Source organism: Pseudomonas sp. NPDC089918, assembly GCF_050280605.1.
GTDB lineage: Bacteria > Pseudomonadota > Gammaproteobacteria > Pseudomonadales > Pseudomonadaceae > Aquipseudomonas.
The window spans coordinates 1-25,132 of record NZ_JBNNVP010000045.1 but is presented as its reverse complement, the minus strand read 5'-3'; the positions used below and the strand labels follow the sequence as shown (position 1 = coordinate 25,132).

The window sequence follows — 25,132 nt, the reverse complement described above, 5'->3', positions numbered from 1 at the left end:
CTGGAATATCCGATGCCCCCTGTCTACCGCCTGGCACTGCCAGCATTGTGCCTGTCGTTGATCCTGCCTTGCGCGTTTTCCGTCGAAGCGGCTGACCCGGCACCTGCCGCCGCGGAAAAACCCGCAGAAGAAAAACCGGTTGAACGCCAGCGGCTGCTTGAGCGTAGTCAGGAAGAAGCGGCAGCACTTGAGCGAAAAATCCCTGCGCAGGAACAGCAACAACTGCAAGCCGGCACCGACAGCTTTCTCGCCTTGTGGAAACCGGCCAATACCGCCGAACCCAAAGGCGCGGTGATTATCATCCCGGGCGCCGGCGAAACCGTTGACTGGCCGCAAGCGATCAGCCCATTGCGCCGTAAATTGCCGGACGCCGAGTGGAGCAGCCTGAGTATCACCTTGCCGGACCTGCAAAGCGAAGCCATTGCGCCACGTATCGTCGAAGTGGCGCCAGCGCCCAAAACGCCTGATGCCGGCAGCAAAGACGCGACGACTGCGGCGCCCATCGAACAGGCGGCCGGCGGCGAAGCGGACGTGGCCGACAAGGCCATCGTCGAAACCACCGAAGAACAGGCCAAAGCCGACGCTGAGCGAATCTTCGCGCGCATCGATGCCGCCATCGCCTACGCCGAACAGCAAAGCGCTCGCAGTATCGTCGTGCTGGGCCATGGTACCGGCGCTTACTGGGCCGCGCGTTATCTGAGCGAGAAGCAGCCATCGCAAGTCGAGAAATTCGTGATGATTGCCGCCCAGACGCCTGTTGCAGCAAAACCGGGACTGGCTGAGCTCACACCCACCTTGAAGCTGCCTGCCGCAGACATCTTCTATATGGATAAGCCGGTGGATCGTAACGCGGCGCTGGAACGTTTGCAGGCCAGCAAGCGCTTGAAAACATCGGGGTTCAGTCAGGTGTCGCTCCAGGCTTTGCCGGGGAATGCCAAGGCCGAGCAAGAGCAGTTGGTGCGGCGGGTGCGCGGGTGGTTGAATCCGCAGCCGGCGGCGGACTGATAGACCGAGTCGTCCTCATCGCGGGCAAGCCTCGCTCCCACAGGTTTTATGTCGATAGCAAAAAATTGCGTACGATTCAAATCCTGTGGGAGCGAGGCTTGCCCGCGATGGCGGCATCACTAGCGACACAAACCTTTGGCTAACGAAAATCCCGCCGCTCACGAATCAACGTATAAGCGGTATGCAATTCACGAGTCTTGTCCGTTGCCTCACGAACCTGCAACGCCGTCGCACCGCTGCCGGCAATCTTGTCCGGATGATGCCGACTGAGCAGGCGTCGATAGGCGTGCTTGATCTGTGCCGGCTCACTCGTGGCAGACACTCCCAACAGTCGCAAGGCATCCTGATACGTGATCGCGCTGGTGACCAACGGTCGCTTCTGCGGCTCGTAATCGCTGGCCAGCGCCTGCACTTGATGCGACGTCCAGCCGAGCCATTTGCCCCACTGGGCTATCAGCTCGCGCTCATTGCTACCGGCGCGACCATCAGCCCAGACCATCCGCCAACAGGCACGCAACACACCTTCCGCCGCATGGGGTTGAGCACTCAGGCGTCGCAGATAACCGCGCAACCGGTCGTGCCCCGACTTACCGCGATTGAATGCTGCAATCGCCCGACGTTGCGCCGACTCGGTCATTTCCAGCGAACGCATTTCCTGCCGCGCCTGCTGAATGTGGCCATCCACTACCCGTCCATCGCTCTTGGCCAATCGGCCTAGCAACACGAACAGCAGCTCATCGTTGCGCAGCACCGAGCGACCTCCGAACTTCTCCCATAAATGCGCCCAGCTTTGCAGGTGCAAGCGCCGGTCCAGCGCCTGTCCCAATAAAGCGCCGAGCATGGCCCCCGGAATGCTGGCTATAGCAAAGCCCGCTCCGGCTCCAATCAGAGTCCCTGGCCACAACATGTCAGCGTCTCGCTTCTATCAGAGTGTCTACTTCAGCCAAGCGCTCGTGGGTGCCGACATCCACCCAATGCCCATTCAGGCGTTCACCGGTCACTTGCCCGTCAGCCATGGCTTTGCGCAGCAGCGGTGCAAGCTTGAAGGCACCGGCCGAGCACCCGTCAAACAGCTGCGGGTGCAGCACGGCAATGCCGCTATAGGTCAGGGTTGATGTGTCCGGTTGACCGTCCTGCACCAGGCCATCGAGCAGGGTGAAATCCCCGCTCGGATGATGAGCCGGGTTGTCCGCCAGCACCAAATGAGCGAGCCCGGCGATGGGCTGATGCAACATACTGAAATCGTAGTCGGTCCAGATGTCACCGTTGACCACCACAAAGGCCTCGTCTCCCAACAACGGCAACGCACGGAAAATACCGCCACCGGTTTCCAGCGGCTCACCTTCCGCCGAGTACTGGATGCTCACGCCGTACCGCGAACCATCGCCCAGATAATCTTCGATCTGCTGACCGAGCCAGGCATGGTTGATCACGATCTCGCTAAACCCTGCAGCCGCCAAGGCGCGCAGGTGATATTCGATCAGGGGCACTCCGCCAGCGCGAACCAGTGGTTTTGGCGTGGTCAGGGTCAGCGGACGCATGCGCTCGCCTTTACCCGCGGCCAGAATCATTGCCTTCATGCAGTCGCTCCAGCACGCAGACTGGCCAGCAACTCACCCAACTCCGCCAGTTCAGGGCGACGGGCGATGACGGCGTCTATATAAGCAAAGAAGCGCGGCACGTCGCCGAGGTAGCGCGGCTTGCCGTCGCGATGGCAGATCCGGGCGAAAATGCCGATGACTTTCAGGTGGCGTTGCACGCCCATCAGGTCGCTGGCGCGCAAGAAGTCTTCAAAGTCAGGCTGCACCGGGATGTCGAGCGCGCCCGCTTGCTGCCAGTAATCCTCCAACCAGCCACGCACGCGCTCCTCAGGCCAGCTGAGGAAGGCGTCCTTGAACAGGCAAGTCACGTCGTAGGTCACAGGACCGTAAACCGCATCCTGGAAATCCAGCACGCCGGGATTCGGTTCGCTGAGCATCAGGTTGCGCGGCATGTAGTCGCGATGCACCAGGACTTTGGGCTGAGCCAGAGCGCTGTCGATCAGCAGGTCGCTGACCTGCTGCCAAAGTGTTTGCTGCGCCGAGTCGAACTCGATGCCCAGCTCACGTTTCACATACCACTCAGGGAACAGTTCCAGCTCGCGACGCAGCAGCGCCACGTCATAACTCGGCAGCGGCGCCACCATCGGCAACTGCTGGAAAGCCAGCAGTGCTTGCAGGGCATCCTTGAACAATTCGTCGGCGTTTTCGCTGTCGATCACGTCCAGGTAAGTCTTGTTGCCCAGGTCATTGAGCAAAAGAAAACCACGATCGAGGTCTTCGGCATAAATTTTCGGCACGTTTATTCCGGATTTCGCCAACAAAAAAGCGATATCCACGAAAGGTTTGCAGTTTTCCTGGGGCGGCGGCGCGTCCATCACGACGAAACTTCTGCCTGCGCCTTCCCAGCGGAAATAGCGCCGAAAACTCGCGTCGCTACTGGCCGCAGTCAACGTGGCCGGGGGCACGGAGCCCCAACCTTGTTCTGCAAAGAGGATAGCCAACTGTTCATCGAGCCAAACTTTCAGGTGTTGCAAACGTACATCTTGGTCAGGCATTGCAAGGGTCTCCGACGGCGCTAGCCGTCAAGCGGGTCATGCTTTATTATCCAGCATCTTTTTCAGACCATCGAGAGGCGTGCGGCCCACACCGCGGGCAGATGGCACGCAGGAAGCCCGGACTAATAAGATGGCATTGAAATCCCCCGCGTTTCGTAAAAAATTTCCGTTGTTGGTCACCGGCAGTCTGCTGGCCCTGCAACCTCTAGCCACTTCGTTCGTGGTCGCCGCGGAACAGTATGACTGCTCAGTCTCTGCTTCGGGTGCCTGGGACTGTGCGCCAAAGGCACCGGCTGCTGCATTGCCGCCACGCCCCGTCCATGACGGCAGCGCAGTTTCCGCCACTGGCGAAGCTGCGGCAGACACCGGCTCCAGCGCAGACACCGGCGCCAAGCCTGTCCTGGTTACCGAGTCCAAGGGCCGTGGCCTGAAGTCGCGTAGTGAAGACTACAGTCACCTCGACTGGGTTCCGCGCGAGAAGCTCACCGCAGCGCAATTGGCCGAAACCGGTCCTTACTGCTCTGGTTCCTATATCGAACCGATTCGTCCTGGCATGAATGACAAGACGAGTAAAAGTGACGCTCCGACCTTTCTCGGTGCCAAAGCCTCTCGCTATAAGCAGGACGAGCAGGTCGCTACTCTGGCCGGTGACGTCGTTATGCGTCAGGGCAGCATGCAGGTAGAAGCCGACGAAGCGAACCTGTACCAGGCCGAGAGCCGTGGCGAACTGAGCGGCAACGTGCGTGTTCGCGACAACGGCGCACTGATCGTGGGCGACCACGCCGACGTGCAGCTCGACACGGGTGAAGCCAAAGTCGACAACGCCGAATACGTGATGCACAAATCGCGTATCCGCGGTAACGCGCTATATGCCAAACGGGCCGAGAACGCGATCATCCGCCTCAAGGACGGTACGTACACCACGTGCGAACCGGACAGCAACGCCTGGCAGCTCAAGGGCAACAACATCACCTTGAACCCGGCGACCGGTTTCGGTACTGCGACCAACGTGACGCTGCGGGTCAAGGACATTCCGGTTCTGTACACGCCGTACATCTATTTCCCGATCGACGACCGTCGCCAGTCCGGCTTCCTGCCACCGACCATTGGCACCGGCAGCGATACCGGCTTCCTGCTGGTCACCCCGTATTACTTCAACCTGGCACCGAACTACGATGCCACGTTGTACCCACGCTACATGAGCAAGCGTGGCCTGTTGATGGAAGGCGAGTTCCGCTACCTGACCGAATCCAGCGAAGGTCAGTTCGGCGCCGCATACCTCAACGACGAGAACGACGATCGCAAGCTGCAGAGCGACTACGATAAAACCCGCTACATGTACAACTGGCAGCACAAGGGTGGTCTGGACTCGCGCGTAATGACTCAGGTCGATTACACCAAGATCAGCGATCCGTATTACTTCCAGGATCTGCAGACTGACCAGATTGGTGTGAAGAGCTCCGATTACGTGAACCAGCAGGGTTCTGTCACCTATCGTGGCGACAGCTACACCGCTCGTTTGAATGCCCAGGCTTATCAGCTGGCGACTGTTTCGAACATCACGCCTTATGATCGTTTGCCGCAGATCACCTTCAATGGTCAGCTGCCATACCATCCGGAAGGTTTGAACTTCGATTACGAGACCGAGATCGTTCGCTTTGATCGCGACCTGAAGAGTGGAACATTCGTCCAGGAGGACGGGATTACCACCGAGCCACGTCTGGATAACAACATCTTTGGTCTGGCACGCGCCAACGGCGAGCGTTTGAATCTCAAACCAGGTGTCAGTCTGCCGCTGAACTGGACGTATGGCTTCCTCAAGCCATCGCTCAAGTACCAGTACACGCAGTATCAACTGGATCTGGACGGCAGGGGCAAAAGCGACATCGCTTCGCAAAGCGCCGAGCAGGACAGGGTCAACGGCACGTTCAGCAGCAACCAGAACCGTGGCGTACCGATCGCCAGCATCGACAGCGGCCTGTACTTTGACCGCAACACTTCCTGGTTCGGAAAAAACTACCGTCAAACCCTGGAACCGCGCCTGTTCTACCTCTATGTACCTGAGGAAGACCAGAAGGATATTCCGGTGTTCGACACCAGCGAATACACCTTCAACTACGCCTCGCTGTTCCGCGACAACCGCTTCTCCGGCTCCGACCGTGTCGGCGACGAGAACAAGCTGTCGCTGGGCGTGACCAACCGCTGGATTGAAGACAACGGCTTCGAACGTCAACGCATCAGCGTCGGCCAGGCCTTGTACTTCAAGGACCGCGAAGTACAGTTGCCAGGTATCGATGCGAAAACCCGCGATGATGCAAAATCCAGTGTTTCGCCTTATGCGCTGGAATACGAATACCGCTGGAACCGCGATTGGCGCACCACCGCCGATTACAACTGGGACCCGGACAGCCGCAGCCCTCGCTCGGGCAGCGCGATGTTCCACTACCAGCCTGAAGACAACCCGAACAAGGTCATCAACGCCGGTTATCGCTATCGCAATGACCAGGTCCGTTATGACCAGAACACCGGTAAATGGTCGGTAGGCGGTGGTGACTACGGTACTCCGGGCACTCCTGGCTATGTGAAGGACTACTACAAGATCAAGCAGCACGACTTCTCGGTGATCTGGCCGATCGTGCCGCAGTGGAACGCCATCAGCCGCTGGCAGTATGACTACAACCGCAACCGTACTCTGGAAGCCTTCGGTGGTTTCGAATACGACAACTGCTGCTGGAAATTGCGCCAGATCAACCGTTACTGGGTCAGCTATGACGAGTTCAGTCAGAACGCCCCGGAAAACGAAAAAGGCGACCACGGCGTCTTCCTCCAAATTGTTCTGAAGGGACTCGGCGGCCTCACTGGCGCCAAGGTAGAGAGCTTCCTCGACAAAGGCATCCAAGGTTATCGTGAACGTGAAGACCAAGCTTTCTGATTGTCTGCGCCCGCTGATACTGGGCGCGCTGTTCCTGGGTACCGCGGCCAACGCCGCGGTACAATCCATCGATAAAGTGGTGGCTATCGTCGACAACGACGTGGTCATGCAGAGCCAACTGGACCAGCGCGTTCACGAAGTTCAGCAAACCATCGCCAAACGCGGTGCTGCCGTACCGCCTGCCGGCGTGCTGGATCAGCAGGTGCTCGAACGTCTGATCGTCGAAAACCTGCAACTGCAGATCGGCGAGCGTTCCGGCATCCGCATTACCGATGAAGAACTGAACCAGGCCGTCGGCACCATTGCCCAGCGCAACAACATGTCTATTGAGCAATTCCGCTCCGCTTTGTCTCGCGACGGCCTGTCTTATGACGACGCTCGTGACCAGATTCGCCGCGAAATGATCATCAGCCGTGTACGTCAGCGCCGTGTGGCTGAACGCATCCAGGTGTCCGAGCAGGAAGTGAAGAACTTCCTGGCGTCCGACCTGGGCAAGATGCAGCTGTCCGAAGAGTTCCGTCTGGCCAACATCCTGATTCCTACGCCGGAAAGCGCCAACTCCGACGCGATTCAGAATGCAGCCAAACAAGCCGACGCGGTTTACCAGCAACTCAAGCAAGGCGCTGACTTCGGTCAGTTGGCAATCGCCAAATCCGCCAGCGAAACCGCACTGGAAGGCGGCGACATGGGCTGGCGTAAAGCCGCTCAACTGCCACCTCCGTTCGATCGCCTGCTGGGCACCATGGCAGTGGGTGACGTGACCCAGCCTATGCGTACCCCGGGCGGCTTCATCATTTTGAAGATCCTCGACAAGCGTGGCGGCGAAGCCCAGGTGCGTGACGAAGTGCATGTGCGTCACATTCTGGTCAAACCAAGCCCGATCCGCGACGAAGCAAAAACCAAGGCTCTGGCTGATTCGCTCTATTCCCGTATCGAAGCGGGCGAAGATTTCGGCGAGCTGGCGAAAAGCTTCTCGGAAGATCCGGGCTCCGCCCTCAACGGTGGCGACCTGAACTGGATCGACCCGAATGCACTGGTGCCTGAGTTCCGCGAAGTGATGGCCAAGACCCCACAAGGTCAGCTGTCCAAGCCGTTCCAGACTCAATATGGCTGGCACGTTCTGGAAGTCCTTGGCCGCCGCGCCACCGACAGCACCAGCCAGGCCCGCGAACAGCAAGCGATGACCGTACTGCGTAACCGCAAATACGATGAAGAGCTGCAAACCTGGCTGCGTCAGATCCGTGACGAAGCGTATGTAGAAATCAAGCTCCCTGGTGCAGACCAGGCAACGCAGTGAAACCCAAGCGTTTCGCGTTGACCCCCGGCGAACCGGCCGGCATAGGTCCTGACCTGTGCCTGCTGCTCGCCTCGCAAGCCCAGCCACACCCTCTGATTGCCATTACCAGCCGCGACCTGCTCATCGAGCGGGCCGCGCAGTTGGGCGTGGTTGTTGATCTGCTGTCGGTAACGCCCGACAGCTGGCCGGATGCTCCCGCACCTGCCAACAGCCTGTACGTGTGGGATACGCCGCTTAACGCCAAGGTCATCGCCGGGCAACTGGACAAAGCCAATGCGGCTTTCGTCCTGGAAACCCTGACGCGTGCTGGCCAGGGCTGCCTGGACGGGCATTTCGCCGGCATGATCACCGCCCCGGTGCACAAGGGCGTGATCAATGAATCCGGAATCGCTTTTTCCGGGCACACGGAATTTCTCGCTGACCTGACTCATACCGCGCAAGTGGTGATGATGCTCGCCACCCGCGGCTTGCGCGTGGCATTGGTCACCACTCACCTGCCCCTTCGCGAGATTGCCGATGCAATCACACCGGAGCGCCTGGAGCGGGTCACGCGGATCCTGTACGCCGACCTGCAAGAAAAATTCGGCATCGCCCAGCCACGCATCCTGGTTTGCGGGCTTAACCCGCACGCCGGTGAAGGCGGTCATCTGGGCCATGAAGAAATCGACATCATCGAACCTACATTAGAGCGCCTGCGCGGCGAGGGCATGGACCTTCGCGGTCCCCTGCCCGCCGACACTCTGTTTACCCCCAAATATCTGGAGCACTGCGACGCGGTGCTGGCGATGTACCATGACCAGGGCCTGCCCGTGCTGAAATACAAAGGTTTCGGCGCGGCAGTCAACGTGACCCTCGGCTTGCCGATCATCCGCACTTCGGTCGACCATGGCACCGCCCTGGATCTGGCCGGCAGCGGCAAAATTGATACCGGCAGCCTGCAAGTCGCCCTGGAAACCGCCTACCAGATGGCCGAGACCCGTTTATGACCGAGCATTACCAACACCGGGCGCGCAAGCGCTTCGGCCAGAACTTCCTGCACGATGCCGGCGTTATCGACCGTATCCTGCGTTCCATTCATGCCAAACCTGAAGACCGTCTGCTGGAAATCGGCCCGGGCCAGGGTGCATTGACCAAAGGCCTGCTCGACAGCGGCGCCCAGTTGGACGTAGTAGAGCTGGACAAGGACCTGATCCCGATCCTCAACCAGCAGTTCGCCGGCAAGAGCAATTTCCACCTGCATCAAGGCGACGCGCTGAAGTTCGACTTCAACAGCCTGAACGCCGCTCCGAACAGCCTGCGAGTGGTCGGCAACCTGCCGTACAACATCTCTACGCCGCTGATTTTTCATCTGCTGCACAACGCAAGCCTGATTCGTGACATGCACTTCATGCTGCAAAAAGAAGTGGTCGAGCGTCTGGCGGCGGGGCCTGGTGGCGGTGACTGGGGTCGCCTGTCGATCATGGTTCAGTACCATTGCCGGGTCGAACATCTGTTCAACGTCGGCCCGGGCGCATTCAATCCGCCGCCGAAAGTCGATTCGGCCATCGTGCGGCTGGTGCCTCACGCGGTACTCCCGCATCCAGCCAAAGATCACAAACTGCTGGAGCGCGTCGTGCGCGAAGCCTTCAACCAGCGCCGTAAAACCCTGCGCAACACGCTGAAATTGTTGCTGAGCAACGCTGAAATCGAAGCTGCCGGCGTCGATGGCAGCCTACGCCCCGAGCAGCTCGATCTGGCGGCCTTCGTTCGTCTGGCCGACAAGCTCAGCGAACAAGTCCTACACAAGCCTGCCACCGACTGAAAGGCGATGAGCGCTATCGGGTAGGACGCCACTCTGGTTTACTACCCGATACTTGGCCTAGACTGAGTTCTATCAGCTATGCCCCGCGTCCCGCTTCGTTTCTAAGGCCTTTTGCATGTCCGATCCTCGTTATCAGGTCGACGTCAGCGTCGTCACCCGCTATCTGGCAGAACAATCGCAACCCGAGCAAAATCGCTTTGCCTTCGCCTACACCATCACCGTGCAGAACAATGGCCTGGTGCCCGCCAAACTGCTTTCACGGCATTGGGTGATCACCGACGGTGACGGGCATGTCGAGGAGGTTCGTGGTGCAGGCGTCGTCGGCCAGCAGCCGTTGATCGCCGTGGGCGAGAGCCATACTTACAGCAGCGGCACCGTCATGACGTCCAAGGTCGGTACGATGCAGGGCACTTATGAGATGGTCGCCGACGACGGTAAGCACTTCGATGCCATCATCGCTCCATTCCGTCTGGCGGTACCCGGAGCCCTGCACTGATGGCGACGTATGCCGTCGGCGATTTGCAAGGTTGCCTTGAGCCGCTGCAATGCCTGCTCAAGCAAGTCTCTTTCGACCCGGCAAAGGATCGCTTGTGGCTGGTGGGTGACCTCATCAACCGTGGCCCACAGTCGCTGGACACCTTGCGCTTCCTTTATAGCCTCCGCGAGTCGCTGGTGTGCGTACTCGGCAACCACGACCTGCACTTGCTGGCGGTCGGGCAAAACATCGAACGCCTGAAGAAGGCCGACACGCTTCGCGAGATTCTTGAAGCACCCGATTGCGCGGAGCTTCTGGAGTGGGTTCGGCAACAAAAGCTCATGCATTACGACGAACAGCGCGATATCGCCCTGGTCCATGCGGGCATTCCGCCGCAATGGTCGCTGCGCAAAGCCTTGAAGTGCGCCGCCGAAGTCGAAGAAGCCCTGCACGACGACAACCGCTTCGCGCCTTACCTCGACGGTATGTACGGCAACGAGCCGGTGAAATGGGACAACGACCTCAAAGGCGCAGCGCGCTTGCGAGTCATCACCAACTATTTCACCCGGATGCGCTTTTGCACCAGCGACGGCAAACTCGATCTCAAGGGCAAGGAAGGCATCGACACCGCGCCGCCGGGTTATGCGCCATGGTTTGCCCACAAGGAGCGCAAGACCAAAGGCCTGAAGATCATCTTCGGCCATTGGGCGGCGCTCGAAGGCCAGTGCAACGAGCCAGGTCTGTTTGCGCTCGACACCGGTTGCGTCTGGGGTGGCGCCATGACCCTGATGAACGTCGACACCGGTGAGCGCCTGCAATGTAAATGCGACGCCAGAGGTAAAACCCGGCCGCCAGTCGCCACCTCTATCCCCGAACAAACGTCAGCCAGCGCCCCGCGCTAGACTGCGCTTTCAGCCGAGCCACAGGAGCCCGCCATGAGCGAATTCAAACGTATCCCCCCAGAACAGGCCCAGGCCCTGCGCGAACAAGGCGCGGTAGTGGTCGATGTCCGCGATCCGGCAACGTTTGCCGCGCTGCACATTGCCGGCTCCAAGCATCTGGACAATCATTCTCTGCATGCTTTCATTCAGGGCGCTGACCTGGACGCGCCGACGGTAGTGGTCTGCTATCACGGCAATTCCAGCCAGGGCGCGGCTGCGTATCTAGTCAGCCAAGGCTTCTCCGACGTCTATAGCATGGATGGCGGTTTCGAGTTGTGGCGTACGACCTATCCTTCGGAAACGGCGCAAGGCACTTCCGAATAATTATTTTCAACGCGCGCAAGCCCCGGTCCCCGCGGGCTAGCGCGGTGACAGACGAACGGTCTGCCACAACTTATTACGCATCTTGCATTTACCTTCCAAATTCCCAACTATCCTTAAGCGCAGGCCATCCAAAACAGGGGAGAGCCGGTACACCGGCGCGCGGGTCATCGGGAGTAGCTTTCGGAGTCGTCAGCTCCGGGAGAGTTCTGGGGGGTAAACAGCAACTGCCTGTTCGGTTGCTGCCAGCATCGACTGAGTGATCCGGCGTCGGCTCCACGTATCGAGCGAGGTGACGTCATGAGTATCTTTAGCCACTTCCAACAACGCTTCGAGTCCACGCGCCAGGAAGAACTCTCTCTGCAGGAGTACCTGGAGCTGTGCAAAAAGGACCGCAGCGCCTACGTTTCCGCCGCCGAGCGTCTCTTGCTGGCCATCGGAGAACCGGAGCTGCTCGACACCTCGACCAACTCGAGGCTGTCGCGAATCTTTTCCAACAAGGTGATCCGCCGCTATCCGGCCTTTGAAGACTTCCATGGGATGGAAGAATGCATCGACCAGATCGTGTCGTATTTCCGCCATGCGGCCCAGGGTCTGGAAGAGAAGAAACAAATCCTCTACCTGCTGGGCCCTGTCGGTGGCGGTAAGTCGTCCCTGGCCGAAAAGCTCAAACAACTGATCGAGAAAGTGCCCTTCTACGCAATCAAGGGCTCGCCGGTTTTCGAGTCGCCCCTGGGTCTGTTCAACGCCACCGAAGATGGCGCGATCCTCGAGGAAGACTTCGGCATTCCCCGGCGCTATCTCAATACCATCATGTCGCCATGGGCCACCAAGCGCCTGGCCGAATTCGGCGGCGACATCAGCCAGTTCCGCGTGGTGAAACTCTATCCATCGATCCTCAACCAGATCGCAGTCGCGAAAACCGAGCCGGGAGATGAAAACAACCAGGACATCTCGGCACTGGTGGGCAAGGTCGATATTCGCAAACTGGAAGAGTTCCCGCAGAACGACGCCGATGCCTATAGCTACTCGGGGGCGCTGTGCCGGGCCAACCAGGGCTTGATGGAGTTCGTCGAAATGTTCAAGGCACCGATCAAGGTGCTGCACCCATTGCTGACGGCCACCCAGGAAGGCAACTACAACAGCACCGAAGGTTTGGGGGCGATTCCGTTTACCGGGATCCTGCTGGCCCACTCCAACGAATCGGAATGGCACACCTTCCGCAACAACAAGAACAACGAAGCATTCATCGACCGGATCTATATCGTCAAAGTGCCGTACTGCCTGCGCGTCAGCGACGAGGTGAAGATCTACGACAAGCTTCTGTTCAACAGCTCGCTGGCCAAGGCCCATTGCGCGCCCGACACGCTGAAAATGCTCGCTCAGTTCACCGTGCTCTCGCGCCTCAAGGAACCGGAAAACTCCAACATCTACTCCAAGATGCGCGTGTATGACGGCGAAAATCTCAAGGACACCGATCCGAAGGCCAAGTCGATCCAGGAATACCGCGACGCAGCGGGTGTCGACGAAGGCATGAACGGTCTGTCGACCCGCTTCGCCTTCAAGATTCTTTCGAAGGTCTTCAACTTCGATCCGCACGAAATCGCCGCCAACCCGGTACATCTGCTCTACGTACTGGAACAGCAGATCGAACAGGAACAGTTCCAGGCCGAGACCCGGGAACGCTATCTGCGCTTCCTGAAAGAGTACCTGGCGCCGCGTTATATCGAATTCATCGGCAAGGAGATCCAGACTGCCTACCTTGAGTCTTACAGCGAGTACGGTCAGAACATCTTCGATCGCTACGTGCTGTACGCCGACTTCTGGATTCAGGATCAGGAATACCGCGACCCGGAAACCGGCGAGATCCTCAACCGCGTAGCCCTGAACGAAGAACTGGAGAAAATCGAAAAACCGGCCGGCATCAGCAATCCGAAGGATTTCCGCAACGAAATCGTCAACTTCGTACTGCGCGCCCGAGCCAACAACAACGGCAAGAACCCAACCTGGCTCAGCTACGAAAAACTGCGGGTGGTCATCGAGAAGAAAATGTTCTCCAACACCGAGGATTTGCTGCCGGTCATCAGCTTCAACGCCAAGGCCAGCAAAGAGGACCAGCAGAAGCACAACGACTTCGTCACACGGATGGTCGAGCGGGGCTACACCGACAAACAGGTACGACTGCTGTCCGAGTGGTACTTGCGGGTCAGAAAATCACAGTAACCCGCTGCCGGTCAGACCGGTTGTCGTTAGCCCGAGGCCTGTTTACGCTTTTTCTGTTACACAGGCCTCTGGAGGTGTCCGAAATGCGGTAGCGAGGTTCAGGCAGCATCAAAGCGCTTGGGGGAGCGTGTACACCCTCCGGCACTGGCCTTATGCTGCGTTAACGCGCGCCCCTTTCAGGACAGCTTCTAAGGAGCAGTCATGAGCTATGTGATCGACCGACGTCTCAATGGCAAGAACAAGAGCACGGTGAACCGCCAGCGGTTTCTGCGGCGCTACCGTGATCACATCAAAAAGGCCGTCGAAGAGGCGGTCAGCCGACGCTCCATTACCGATATGGAACACGGCGAGCAGATCAGCATTCCCGGCCGCGACATCGACGAGCCGGTGCTTCACCACGGTCGTGGCGGCAAGCAAACCATCGTGCATCCCGGCAACAAGGAATTCACCAGCGGCGAGCACATTGCCCGCCCGCCAGGAGGTGGCGGCGGCAGAGGCCCTGGCAAGGCCGGTAACACGGGTGAAGGGATGGACGAGTTCGTCTTCCAGATTACCCAGGAGGAATTCCTCGAATTCATGTTCGAGGACCTTGAACTGCCTAACCTGGTAAAACGCCACCTGACCGGCACCGACACCTTCAAGACCGTACGCGCCGGTATCAGCAACGAGGGCAACCCGTCACGGATCAACATTATCCGCACGCTGCGTTCGGCCCATGCCCGACGCATTGCCTTGTCCGGCAGCAGCCGGGCGAAATTGCGCGAAGTCAAAGAGGAACTGCTGCGACTTAAACGGGAAGAACCGGACAACTTCGGCGATATCCAGGAGCTCGAAGCAGAAATCGAGAAGCTCAGCGCGCGCATTCACCGAGTGCCGTTTCTCGACACCTTCGACCTCAAGTACAACCTGCTGATCAAACAGCCGAACCCCAGCTCCAAAGCCGTAATGTTCTGCTTGATGGACGTGTCCGGCTCCATGACCCAGGCGACCAAGGACATCGCCAAACGCTTCTTCATCCTGCTGTACCTGTTTCTCAAGCGCAACTACGACAAAATCGACGTCGTGTTCATTCGCCACCACACCAGCGCCCGTGAAGTGGATGAGGAGGAGTTTTTCTATTCCCGGGAAACCGGCGGCACGATCGTCTCCAGCGCCCTGAAATTGATGCAAGAGATCATGGCCGAGCGTTATCCGAGCAACGAATGGAATATCTATGCCGCTCAGGCGTCCGACGGCGACAACTGGAACGACGATTCGCCGATCTGCCGCGACATCCTGATCAATCAGATCATGCCGTTCGTGCAGTACTACACTTATGTTGAGATTACCCCGCGCGAACACCAGGCCTTGTGGTTCGAGTACGAACGCATCGCCGAAGCCTTCTCTGACACTTTTGCCCAGCAGCAACTGGTCTCGGCCGGGGATATCTATCCGGTCTTTCGTGAACTCTTCCAGCGCAGGTTAGTGACATGACCGCCAAAGAGCAGAAGCGCCAACCCATTTCCACCGGCTCCGAATGGACATTCGAGCTGATCCAGGCCTACGACCGCGAAATCAGTCGTCTCGCGGCCCGCTACGCGCTGGATACGTATCCCAACCAGATCGAAGTGATCACCGCCGAGCAGATGATGGACGCTTATGCCTCTGTCGGCATGCCCTTGGGTTATCACCATTGGTCCTATGGGAAACACTTCCTCAGCACCGAAAAATCCTACAGTCGCGGCCAGATGGGGCTGGCCTACGAGATTGTGATCAACTCGGACCCCTGCATCGCCTATCTGATGGAAGAAAATACCATCTGCATGCAGGCGCTGGTGGTGGCTCACGCCTGCTATGGCCATAACAGTTTCTTCAAAGGCAACTACCTGTTCCGCACCTGGACCGACGCCAGCTCGATCATCGATTACCTGGTGTTTGCCAAGCAGTACATCATGCAGTGCGAAGAACGCCACGGCATCGACGCGGTAGAGGATTTGCTCGACTCCTGCCATGCGCTGATGAATTACGGGGTCGACCGGTACAAACGCCCGTATCCGATTTCCGCCGAAGAAGAACGCCGTCGGCAGAAGGATCGGGAAGAGCATCTGCAGAAGCAGATCAACGATTTGTGGCGGACCATTCCAAAAGGCGCGGACAAGTACAGCGACAAGGACAATGCACGCTTCCCCGCCGAACCTCAGGAAAACATCCTGTATTTCATCGAAAAACATGCGCCGTTGCTGGAGCCCTGGCAACGCGAAATCGTGCGGATCGTACGCAAGATCGCCCAGTATTTTTATCCACAGCGCCAGACCCAGGTGATGAACGAAGGCTGGGCCACGTTCTGGCACTACACCTTGATGAACGACTTGTATGACGAAGGCCTCGTCACCGATGGCTTCATGATGGAGTTTCTGACCTCCCATACCAGCGTGGTCTTCCAGCCCGGTTTCGACAGCCCCTATTACAGCGGAATCAACCCCTACACCCTGGGTTTTGCCATGTATCGTGATATCCGCCGGATATGCGAACACCCCACCGAAGAGGACTATCGCTGGTTTCCGGAAATCGCCGGAACCGACTGGTTGTCCAGTATCAAATTTGCCATGAGCAGCTTCAAGGACGAGAGTTTCATCCTGCAGTACCTGTCACCCAAAGTGATCCGTGACCTCAAGCTGTTCAGCATCCTCGATGACGATCAGAAGGACGATCTGCTGGTTCCGGCGATACACGACGAAGACGGCTATCGAACCATTCGTGAAACCCTGGCGGCGCAATACAACCTGGGCAATCGCGAACCCAACATACAGATCTACAGCATCGACCGACGTGGCGACCGCTCCCTGACCTTGCGCCACCAACAACACGACCGCAAACCGCTGGGCGATTCCACTGATGAAGTGCTCAAGCACCTGCACCGCCTCTGGGGCTTCGACATCCACCTGGAAACCCTGCAAGGGGATCAGGTGATGAAAACCCACCATGTTCCGCCCAGAAGCGAGCATGGCGAGGGGGATTACGGCCGGCTGGACTTGGCAGTCATTCATCTTTGATCCTGTTTTCTGCCTCCGGAAGTTCGACGCAAAGGTTATTCTGTCGGGCTAACGGAGGTTTTTTATGCAGATTTATAAAGTCGGCGGTGCGGTCCGCGATCGCCTGCTGGGCAAACCTGTCACCGATATCGACTGGGTCGTTGTAGGCGCCACCACCGAAGAAATGCTCGCCAAGGGCTTTCGTCCGGTGGGCGCGGACTTCCCGGTGTTTCTTCACCCCAAAAGCGGTGAGGAATACGCCCTCGCCCGCACCGAACGCAAAAATGGACGCGGCTACGGCGGCTTCATCTTCCACGCCAGCCCCGACGTCACCCTCGAAGAAGATCTGATTCGTCGCGACCTGACGATCAACGCCATGGCCGAGGACGATCAACAGAACCTGACCGACCCTTACCACGGTCAACAGGACCTCGTGGCTCGCTTGCTGCGTCACGTTTCCCCCGCGTTCGCCGAAGATCCTCTCCGAGTTCTACGCGTTGCTCGCTTTGCCGCGCGTTATGCGGAACTGGGTTTCACCGTCGCCCCCGAGACATTGGAGCTGATGCGTCAACTCAGCGAATCCGGTGAATTGGAGGCGTTGACGCCCGAACGCAGTTGGAAAGAAATCGCCCGCGCGCTGATGGAAGACCAACCCCAAGTCTTCATCGAGGTGTTGCGCGAGTGCGGCGCGCTCAAGGTACTGATGCCGGAAGTCGACGCGCTGTTCGGTGTACCGCAACCCGAAGCCCATCACCCGGAAATCGATACGGGCGTGCATACCCTGAGCGTGCTGGAGCAAGCGGCGCTGCACAAACAACCGCTGACCGTACGCTGGGCCTGCTTGCTGCATGACTTGGGCAAAGGTTTGACGCCCGAGGAAGAATGGCCCCGCCACATAGCCCACGAGCACAAAGGCCTGAAGCTGATCAAAGCGGTCAATGAGCGCTTCAAGGCACCGAAAGACTGTCAGGAGCTGGCACTGCTAGTGGGCAAGTATCACACCCATGGCCATCGTGCTCTGGAGCTGAAACCGTCGACCTTGCTGGAGTTGCTGCAGAGTTTCGACGTCTATCGTCGACCTCAGCGCTTTGAAGAATTTATCGCGGCGTGCGAGATGGACGCTCGAGGGCGTAAAGGCCTGGAGCAGAGAAGTTATCCACAGGCGGATTATTTACGGGGCGCGGCAACTGCAGCGCGAAGTGTTGCCGTTCAGCCGTTGCTGGAGAAGGGATTCAAGGGACCGGAATTGGGCGAGGCGATCAAGGGCGAGCGGCTCAAGACGTTGAAGGCTTACAAAGCGGCGGCGCCTGCTTGAAAAGCATCGCGGGCAAGCCCGCTCCCACAGGTGCGAGTCGTTTGTCGATTATGTAAACGACGCTAACTTGTGGGAGCGGGCTTGCCCGCGATGGCGTCATCCACCTTACAACAAATTCAAAGGAGTCAGCTGCTCGCCGCGCCACTCAAAAGCCACCGGTGCTAACACCTGATCGATCTGCGCCTCATCCCACAGGGTTGCAAAGCTCTTGCCTACGCCCGGATGCACTCTATCCGGCGCAATCAGCGACAACGGCCACAGCACGAAGGCATTTTTCAGAATCTCTGCCCGCGGCAAGATCAAGCCATCGAAATTGCCCACCAGATCGCCGAAGAGCAGCACGTCGATATCCAGCGGCAAGCCCTTGCGGTCCGGCGCGTAACGGCCGTTATCCGCCTCGATGAATTTCAACCGTCGATCCAGCTCCATCAGCGGCAGATCGGTGAAGGCCGAGACCACAAAGTTGAAAAACGGCCCGCTCTTGATCCCCACCGGCTGGCTTTCGAATACCGCCGAGCAGCGCATATCCACCAGGAAACCCGCCAGGGCGTCCAGGCCTGCCTGCAAATGGGCTTCGCGCTCGATGTTGCTACCGAGCCCGAGATACACCTGAGTCAGCGACATCCGCGCTCGATCTCCACGCCAACACCACCCGTGGCAGCCGGAATGGCACCTGGCTTGGTCAGCTTGAGGCGCATCCAGGTGATCTTGAATTCGCTCATCAGCACTTGCGCCAGACGCTCGGCAAAGGTCTCGACCAGCTGAAACTGCGCCTGCTCGGCAAACGCCTGAATGCGCGACGAAACGCTCGCGTAGTCGAGCGCCAGGGTCAGATCATCACCGGCGGCGGCCGGACGATTGTCCCAGGCGAAGCTCAGATCAAGTCGAAGACACTGTCGGATGCCTCGTTCCCAGTCGTAGGCACCGATGACGGTGTCGACTTCCAGGCCCTCGATAAACACTCTGTCCAAGCACTTCTCTCCACTGCACGACAAGGGCGCAATGCGCCGTTAGAATCAGGGCGTCCTCGCCCGGAATAGTTAGCATGTTTTGGTTACTGGCGATTCTCGCCTACCTGCTCGGCTCTCTGTCCTTCGCCATTTTGCTCAGCCGCCTGACCGGTAACCCCGATCCGCGAATGAGTGGCTCGGGCAATGCCGGCGCCACCAATATGTTGCGTCTGGCCGGCAAAAAACTCGCCATTCTGACCTTGCTCGGCGACCTGAACAAAGGTCTGCTGCCCGTATTGATCGCAGGTGCAGTGGGCCTTTCACTACAAGAACAGGCCTGGATCGGCGTCTGCGCCGTTATCGGTCACCTGTTTCCGCTGTACTTCCGCTTTCGCGGTGGCAAGGGTGTCGCCACCGCGGCTGGCATGCTGCTAGGGCTCTACCCGCCCGCCGCGCTGCTGGCGGTCTGCGCCTGGCTGCTGACGTTCTACCTGACCCGCACCAGCTCACTCGCAGCCCTGATTGCCACACCATTGACCCTGCCACTGCTCGCCTGGCAAGAACCAGCGGCATTACTGCCCATGAGCGCGCTCACAGGCCTGATCGTCTGGCGTCATCGCGGCAATCTACGCGACCTGTTTGCCGGGCGCGAACGGCATTTTTAAATACCGCACGTGAGCGCCGCTCATCACAGCGCCGACAATTGCTCCATCGGCCAGCGCGCCTGCACGCTGATCGCCAGGCTTTCATGCTGGCCGGCCTGCAAGCGCTGGCAACCGGCAAACGCAATCATCGCGCCATTATCGGTGCAGAACTCCGGACGGGCATAAAACACATCGCCCTTCATGTCGCCGAGCATTTTTTCCAGTGAAACCCGCAGTGCTTTGTTGGCGCTGACGCCCCCTGCGATCACCAGACGCTTGAGACCCGCCTGTTTCAGGGCACGCTTGCACTTGATGGTCAAAGTCTCCACCACGGCCTGCTGGAACGCCAGCGAGATGTCGCAACGGGCTTGCTCGCTGTCGTCCCCGGCGCTGACGCTCTGCTGCCAGGTGTTCAGGGCGAAGGTTTTCAGGCCGCTGAAGCTGAAAGCCAAGCCTGGACGATCACACATCGGACGCGGAAAAGTGAAACGTCCTGCAACGCCCTGCTCCGCCAGACGCGCGATCTCCGGGCCGCCCGGATAATTCAGGCCCATCATCTTCGCGGTCTTGTCGAACGCTTCGCCGGCAGCATCGTCGAGGGTCTCGCCCAAGAGCGTGTATTGGCCGATCCCATCGACCTGAACCAGCTGCGTATGACCACCCGACACCAACAAAGCGACGAACGGGAACTCCGGTGGTTGCGGCTCCAGCATCGGCGCCAGCAAGTGACCTTCCATGTGATGCACGCCCAAGGCCGGAATGCCCCAGGCAAAGGCCAGCGCCTGGGCGCAGGAAGCCCCCACCAGCAAGGCTCCGACCAGGCCAGGACCCGCGGTATAAGCGATGGCGTCGATCTCGGTCGGCACACAGCCGGCCTCGGCCAGAACCTGACGAATCAAGGGCAGCATGCGTTTGACGTGATCACGCGACGCCAGCTCCGGCACCACGCCACCATAGGCACGATGCAGATCGATCTGACTGAACAGCGCGTCGGCCAACAACCCGCGTTCACTGTCGTAAAGTGCGACACCGGTTTCGTCGCAAGAGGTTTCTAATCCCAGTACTAGCATGGGTTTGCGCCTTGTAGAGGCTGAATTCGAAGGCGCGCATAATAGTCGTCGCGTGATGCCCCGACCAGCGGTTTTCGATCAGAGGCTTTGCATTCCGAGCGATGAGGGGTTAACATCCGCAACCCTTAAAAACCGACGTCTTCAAGTGCTCTTTTGCCGCGAGGATGTTGACCCCGGTAATGAATGAAGGTAGCTCTGGATGCCAGCCGTCAAAGTAAAAGAGAACGAACCCTTCGACGTAGCTCTGCGTCGTTTCAAGCGCTCCTGCGAAAAAGCCGGTGTACTGGCTGAAGTTCGTAGCCGCGAATTTTACGAGAAGCCAACTTCTGAGCGTAAGCGTAAAGCAGCAGCCGCTGTTAAGCGTCACGCCAAGAAAGTTCAGCGCGAACAGCGCCGCGCCGTTCGTCTGTACTAATACACAGACGATCGTAGCAAGCTTCTGCCAAGCCCGGCCCCAAGCCGGGCTAATGGCATTTGCGGACAACGCTTGATGCTTCACCGTCAAAGCCGCAGACGCGACCGAGACAAATCTGCTTCACAGCGTCAGACCTGGCTCTTTTGCCAGCGGTGCACGTCTTTTCTGACGAGCCTTCCAAGGCTACTGACGAGCACACCCACTGATTCCTCTCACGACGATCAGCCCAAGGCACCTTCTTGCGTGCCCGCTTATGAGCTATCCGAGGCCAACGACTGGCCGTCGCCGGATTCAGCGAAACACTTTCAAATAGTCGAATACTGATTGGTATTAACGTCAGTGGATTTTCGGCAGATACACTTCCCGACAGCGATACGCAGACGACACAGGTCGAGCCGCACACCCTGCGTGCCTCGAACAACGACCCGCGTTTGGCCGCCCTTCGTTTTGGGTCCATTTCAGCGCAGATGACGAGAACGCCATGGCCGGGCTAATTCCCCAGAGCTTCATTGACGACCTTCTGAACCGCACCGACATCGTCGACGTGGTCAGCTCGCGCCTGCAAATGAAAAAAGCCGGCAAGAACTACACTGCCTGCTGCCCGTTTCACAAAGAGAAAACCCCCTCCTTCAGCGTCAGCCCCGACAAACAGTTCTATTACTGTTTCGGCTGCGGCGCTGGCGGTAACGCCCTCGGCTTCATGATGGACCACGACAATCTGGATTTCGTCCAGGCTGTCGAAGAACTGGCCAAAGCCGCCGGCATGGAAATTCCCCGCGAAGAAAGCGGTCGGGCGCACAAACCGCGCCAGCCTACTGATTCGCCGCTGTATCCGCTACTCACCGCCGCCGCCGACTTTTATCGTCAAGCCCTGAAAAGCCATCCGTCGCGCAAAGCCGCCGTGGATTATTTGAAGGGTCGTGGACTAACGGGTGAAATCGCCCGGGACTTCGGTCTCGGTTTTGCCCCGCCTGGCTGGGACAATCTGTACAAGCACTTGAGCAGCGATACCCTGCAGCAAAAAGCCATGATCGATGCCGGCCTGTTGATCGAGAACGCCGAAACCGGCAAGCGCTATGACCGCTTCCGCGATCGCGTGATGTTCCCGATCCGCGACAGTCGCGGGCGCATCATTGCCTTTGGCGGCCGGGTACTGGGCGACGACAAGCCGAAATACCTGAATTCACCTGAAACTCCGGTTTTCCATAAGGGCCAGGAACTCTACGGCCTTTATGAAGCACGCAAGAACAATCGCAACCTCGACGAAATCATCGTCGTCGAAGGCTACATGGACGTCATCGCCCTCGCCCAGCAAGGCCTGCGCAATGCCGTCGCAACACTGGGCACCGCCACCAGCGAAGAACACATGAAGCGCCTGTTTCGCGTCGTGCCCAGCGTGCTGTTCTGCTTTGATGGCGACCAGGCGGGCCGAAATGCCGCCTGGCGGGCACTGGAGGCAACCCTGCCATGCCTGCAAGACGGACGTCGGGCGCGCTTTCTGTTCCTGCCTGAAGGCGAAGATCCGGATACCCTGGTTCGCTCCGAGGGCACTGACGCCTTCCGCGCACGGATCAATCAGCACGCCCAGCCGTTGGCCGATTACTTTTTTCAACAGCTGACCGAGGAATCGGACCCGCGCTCCCTCGAAGGCAAGGCCCATATGGCCACCCTCGCCTCGCCGCTGATCGACAAAGTCCCGGGCGCCAACCTGCGCATCTTGATGCGCCAGCGCCTGAGCGAAATTACCGGGCTTAGTGGTGAAGCCGTGAGCCAACTGGTGCAAAGCACGCCTCAGCCTCAGGAAGCGCCACCCGCTTACGATCCAGGCATCGATTACGACGCCATGCCGGATTACAGCGACTACCATCAGCCGCAGGCACAAGAGATGTACGCGCCGCAGCAGGAGTGGACGCCGAAGAAGCCTGGCGCAGGCGGCAAAAAATGGGACAAGAAGCCGTGGGACAAGAATGGCAAACGCGGCGGTGATCGCGATCAACCGCGCGCGCCACGGATTCCGGCCGCTGTAGAGCCGCCTACCCTGGCCGCCTTGCGCACGCTGCTGCATCATCCGCAACTGGCTGAGAAAGTCGAGGATGCCGGGCACTTCGCTGCCGAGGACCATACCAACACGCAACTGCTGGTCGCCCTGCTCGAAGCCGTACAGAAGAATCCCAAGCTAAACTCATTTCAACTGATTGCGCGCTGGCACGGCACCGAACAAGGCCGACTGCTCAAAGCGCTGGCAGAAAAGGAATGGCTGATTGATGGAGATAACCTTGAACAACAGTTTTTCGACACCATTACTAGCTTGTCAGCCCGCCAACGCGAGCGAAACCTGGAACAACTTCTTCGAAAAGCACGTCAAAGTGAATTGAGTGCCGAAGAGAAAAATCAACTGCGCGACCTTTTAAGTCGCAATGTTTCCGCATCAAGCCCGACCTCAACTGGCGCGTGAGGTCATAGCTCAGGTATAATCCTCGGCTTGTTTTTTGCCCGCCAAGACCTTCAGTGGATAGGGTGTTATGTCCGGAAAAGCGCAACAGCAGTCTCGTATCAAAGAGTTGATCACACTTGGTCGTGAGCAGGGCTACCTGACTTACGCGGAGGTCAACGACCACCTGCCGGAGGATATTTCAGATCCGGAACAGGTGGAAGACATCATCCGCATGATTAATGACATGGGGATCAACGTATTCGAGGTTGCGCCAGATAAGGATTCCCTTATGCTGGCCGACGCCGATACCGACGAAGCCGCGGCCGAAGAGGCAGCAGCAGCGTTGGCAGCGGTCGAGACCGACATTGGTCGCACCACCGACCCAGTGCGCATGTACATGCGTGAAATGGGTACGGTAGAGCTCCTCACACGTGAAGGCGAAATCGAAATCGCCAAGCGTATTGAAGAGGGCATCCGCGAAGTGATGGGCGCAATCGCGCACTTCCCTGGCACGGTTGACCATATTCTCTCCGAGTACACTCGCGTCACCACCGAAGGTGGCCGCCTGTCCGACGTCCTGAGCGGTTATATCGACCCGGACGACGGCATTGCGCCGCCTGCAGCCGAAGTGCCACCGCCTGTCGACCCGAAAGCCGTGAAAGCGGACGACGACACCGACGACGATGACGCCGAAGCGAGCGATGACGAAGAAGAAGCCGAAAGCGGTCCGGATCCGGTCATCGCCGCACAGCGCTTTGGCGCTGTCGCCGATCAGATGGAAATCACCCGCAAGGCCCTGAAAAAGCACGGTCGTGGCAACAAGCTGGCAATTGCCGAGCTGGTAGTCCTGGCTGAGCTGTTCATGCCAATCAAACTGGTGCCGAAGCAATTCGAAGGCCTGGTTGAGCGTGTTCGCAGCGCCCTGGATCGTCTGCGTCAGCAAGAGCGCGCGATCATGCAACTGTGCGTTCGTGATGCCCGTATGCCGCGTGCCGACTTCCTGCGCCAGTTCCCGGGCAATGAAGTCGACGAAAGCTGGACCGATGCACTGGCCAAAGGCAAAAGCAAATACGCAGAAGCCATTGGTCGCCTGCAACCGGACATCATTCGTTGCCAGCAGAAGCTGACCGCGCTGGAAACCGAAACCGGTTTGACGATCGCCGAGATCAAGGACATCAACCGTCGCATGTCGATCGGTGAGGCCAAGGCCCGCCGCGCGAAGAAAGAGATGGTCGAAGCGAACTTGCGTCTGGTGATCTCCATCGCCAAGAAGTACACCAACCGTGGCCTGCAATTCCTCGATCTGATCCAGGAAGGCAACATCGGTCTGATGAAAGCGGTAGACAAGTTCGAATACCGCCGCGGCTACAAATTCTCGACTTATGCCACCTGGTGGATCCGTCAGGCGATCACTCGCTCGATCGCCGACCAGGCCCGCACCATCCGTATTCCGGTGCACATGATCGAGACGATCAACAAGCTCAACCGTATTTCCCGGCAGATGCTGCAGGAAATGGGTCGCGAACCGACCCCGGAAGAGCTGGGCGAACGCATGGAAATGCCTGAGGACAAGATCCGCAAGGTATTGAAGATCGCTAAAGAGCCGTCTCACTTCCATCTGAGGCTTCCTGGCATTGATCAAGTCTTGAAGACCCATGAGAACGAGGGGACGACAATCGATCAGCATCACGCGTATTGTTTT

At 58.7% G+C, this 25,132-nt stretch carries 22 protein-coding genes; 16 read left to right on the top strand and 6 right to left on the bottom strand.

Annotated features, from left to right (window positions below; all coding sequences use genetic code 11):
- Positions 1–12: 12 nt before the first annotated feature.
- The gene (locus ACQKPC_RS25105; protein ID WP_427627076.1) at positions 13–1,005 is read left to right on the top strand and encodes an alpha/beta hydrolase family protein; all 993 of its coding nucleotides are present in this window, start codon (positions 13–15) and stop codon (positions 1,003–1,005) included.
- Positions 1,006–1,144: 139 nt separating this feature from the next.
- Here ACQKPC_RS25105 and ACQKPC_RS25100 read toward each other — a convergent pair whose 3' ends face one another.
- The 3 genes from ACQKPC_RS25100 to ACQKPC_RS25090 are packed head-to-tail and all read right to left on the bottom strand — an operon-like array spanning position 1,145 to position 3,601.
- Positions 1,145–1,912 (bottom strand): TerB family tellurite resistance protein, encoded by a 768-nt coding sequence (locus ACQKPC_RS25100; protein ID WP_427627074.1) that lies wholly within the window; start codon positions 1,910–1,912, stop codon positions 1,145–1,147.
- 1 nt (position 1,913) lies between these two features.
- Positions 1,914–2,585 carry an N-acetylmuramate alpha-1-phosphate uridylyltransferase MurU gene (murU, locus tag ACQKPC_RS25095; RefSeq protein WP_427627072.1) on the bottom strand — a complete coding sequence of 224 codons (672 nt, stop codon included), beginning with the start codon at positions 2,583–2,585 and terminating at the stop codon, positions 1,914–1,916.
- The gene (locus ACQKPC_RS25090) at positions 2,582–3,601 is read right to left on the bottom strand and encodes an aminoglycoside phosphotransferase family protein (RefSeq protein WP_427627070.1); all 1,020 of its coding nucleotides are present in this window, start codon (positions 3,599–3,601) and stop codon (positions 2,582–2,584) included. The genes murU and ACQKPC_RS25090 overlap by 4 nt, the downstream gene beginning before the upstream one ends.
- A gap of 130 nt (positions 3,602–3,731) precedes the next feature.
- On the opposite strand from ACQKPC_RS25090, the gene ACQKPC_RS25085 reads away from it, so the two are divergent.
- The 11 genes from ACQKPC_RS25085 (at position 3,732) to ACQKPC_RS25035 (ending at position 17,917) form a co-directional block, all read left to right on the top strand.
- Complete coding sequence (locus tag ACQKPC_RS25085; RefSeq protein WP_427627068.1) at positions 3,732–6,533, top strand: LPS-assembly protein LptD; 2,802 nt, start codon at positions 3,732–3,734, stop codon at positions 6,531–6,533.
- Positions 6,514–7,830 (top strand): peptidylprolyl isomerase SurA, encoded by a 1,317-nt coding sequence (gene surA / locus ACQKPC_RS25080; protein WP_427627066.1) that lies wholly within the window; start codon positions 6,514–6,516, stop codon positions 7,828–7,830. Before ACQKPC_RS25085 ends, surA begins: the two co-directional genes overlap by 20 nt.
- A complete protein-coding gene (gene pdxA / locus ACQKPC_RS25075; RefSeq protein WP_192344789.1) occupies positions 7,827–8,816 on the top strand; it encodes a 4-hydroxythreonine-4-phosphate dehydrogenase PdxA in 990 nt (329 codons plus the stop codon). The genes surA and pdxA overlap by 4 nt, the downstream gene beginning before the upstream one ends.
- A complete protein-coding gene (gene rsmA / locus ACQKPC_RS25070; RefSeq protein WP_427627064.1) occupies positions 8,813–9,631 on the top strand; it encodes a 16S rRNA (adenine(1518)-N(6)/adenine(1519)-N(6))-dimethyltransferase RsmA in 819 nt (272 codons plus the stop codon). Before pdxA ends, rsmA begins: the two co-directional genes overlap by 4 nt.
- 115 nt (positions 9,632–9,746) lie before the next feature.
- Positions 9,747–10,127, top strand: a complete 381-nt coding sequence (gene apaG / locus ACQKPC_RS25065; protein WP_427627062.1) for a Co2+/Mg2+ efflux protein ApaG — start codon at positions 9,747–9,749, stop codon at positions 10,125–10,127.
- Complete coding sequence (locus ACQKPC_RS25060) at positions 10,127–11,008, top strand: symmetrical bis(5'-nucleosyl)-tetraphosphatase (protein ID WP_427627060.1); 882 nt, start codon at positions 10,127–10,129, stop codon at positions 11,006–11,008. The genes apaG and ACQKPC_RS25060 overlap by 1 nt, the downstream gene beginning before the upstream one ends.
- Positions 11,009–11,041: 33 nt before the next feature.
- Entirely contained in the window at positions 11,042–11,371 is a 330-nt protein-coding gene (gene glpE, locus ACQKPC_RS25055; protein ID WP_007904261.1) for a thiosulfate sulfurtransferase GlpE, read from the top strand.
- 297 nt (positions 11,372–11,668) lie between these two features.
- Positions 11,669–13,591, top strand: coding sequence for a PrkA family serine protein kinase (locus ACQKPC_RS25050; protein WP_007904259.1), 1,923 nt, complete (start codon positions 11,669–11,671; stop codon positions 13,589–13,591).
- Between the two features lie 201 nt (positions 13,592–13,792).
- Positions 13,793–15,064: a YeaH/YhbH family protein gene (locus ACQKPC_RS25045; protein WP_007904257.1), complete on the top strand. Its 1,272-nt coding sequence runs from the start codon at positions 13,793–13,795 to the stop codon at positions 15,062–15,064.
- Positions 15,061–16,623, top strand: coding sequence for a SpoVR family protein (locus ACQKPC_RS25040; RefSeq protein ID WP_007904256.1), 1,563 nt, complete (start codon positions 15,061–15,063; stop codon positions 16,621–16,623). Before ACQKPC_RS25045 ends, ACQKPC_RS25040 begins: the two co-directional genes overlap by 4 nt.
- A 64-nt stretch (positions 16,624–16,687) precedes the next feature.
- Entirely contained in the window at positions 16,688–17,917 is a 1,230-nt protein-coding gene (locus ACQKPC_RS25035) for a multifunctional CCA addition/repair protein (protein ID WP_427627057.1), read from the top strand.
- Positions 17,918–18,022: 105 nt separating this feature from the next.
- Here ACQKPC_RS25035 and folK read toward each other — a convergent pair whose 3' ends face one another.
- A complete protein-coding gene (gene folK, locus ACQKPC_RS25030; RefSeq protein ID WP_063342356.1) occupies positions 18,023–18,541 on the bottom strand; it encodes a 2-amino-4-hydroxy-6-hydroxymethyldihydropteridine diphosphokinase in 519 nt (172 codons plus the stop codon).
- Positions 18,532–18,888 carry a dihydroneopterin aldolase gene (gene folB, locus ACQKPC_RS25025; protein ID WP_007904249.1) on the bottom strand — a complete coding sequence of 119 codons (357 nt, stop codon included), beginning with the start codon at positions 18,886–18,888 and terminating at the stop codon, positions 18,532–18,534. The genes folK and folB overlap by 10 nt, the downstream gene beginning before the upstream one ends.
- Before the next feature lie 74 nt (positions 18,889–18,962).
- On the opposite strand from folB, the gene plsY reads away from it, so the two are divergent.
- On the top strand, positions 18,963–19,532 hold the full coding sequence (gene plsY, locus ACQKPC_RS25020; protein WP_427627054.1) for a glycerol-3-phosphate 1-O-acyltransferase PlsY: 570 nt from the start codon (positions 18,963–18,965) through the stop codon (positions 19,530–19,532).
- Positions 19,533–19,555: 23 nt separating this feature from the next.
- On the opposite strand, the gene tsaD is transcribed toward plsY, so the two are convergent.
- Complete coding sequence (gene tsaD / locus ACQKPC_RS25015) at positions 19,556–20,581, bottom strand: tRNA (adenosine(37)-N6)-threonylcarbamoyltransferase complex transferase subunit TsaD (protein WP_063342354.1); 1,026 nt, start codon at positions 20,579–20,581, stop codon at positions 19,556–19,558.
- Positions 20,582–20,780: 199 nt separating this feature from the next.
- Here tsaD and rpsU point away from each other — a divergent pair, with 199 nt between their 5' ends.
- The 3 genes from rpsU to rpoD form a co-directional block, all read left to right on the top strand.
- On the top strand, positions 20,781–20,996 hold the full coding sequence (rpsU, locus tag ACQKPC_RS25010) for a 30S ribosomal protein S21 (protein ID WP_002551877.1): 216 nt from the start codon (positions 20,781–20,783) through the stop codon (positions 20,994–20,996).
- A gap of 481 nt (positions 20,997–21,477) precedes the next feature.
- Positions 21,478–23,451 (top strand): DNA primase, encoded by a 1,974-nt coding sequence (gene dnaG / locus ACQKPC_RS25005; RefSeq protein ID WP_427627052.1) that lies wholly within the window; start codon positions 21,478–21,480, stop codon positions 23,449–23,451.
- A 67-nt stretch (positions 23,452–23,518) separates the two neighbouring features.
- On the top strand, positions 23,519–25,132 hold a 1,614-nt coding region (gene rpoD / locus ACQKPC_RS25000), incomplete at its 3' end, for an RNA polymerase sigma factor RpoD (RefSeq protein ID WP_427627051.1).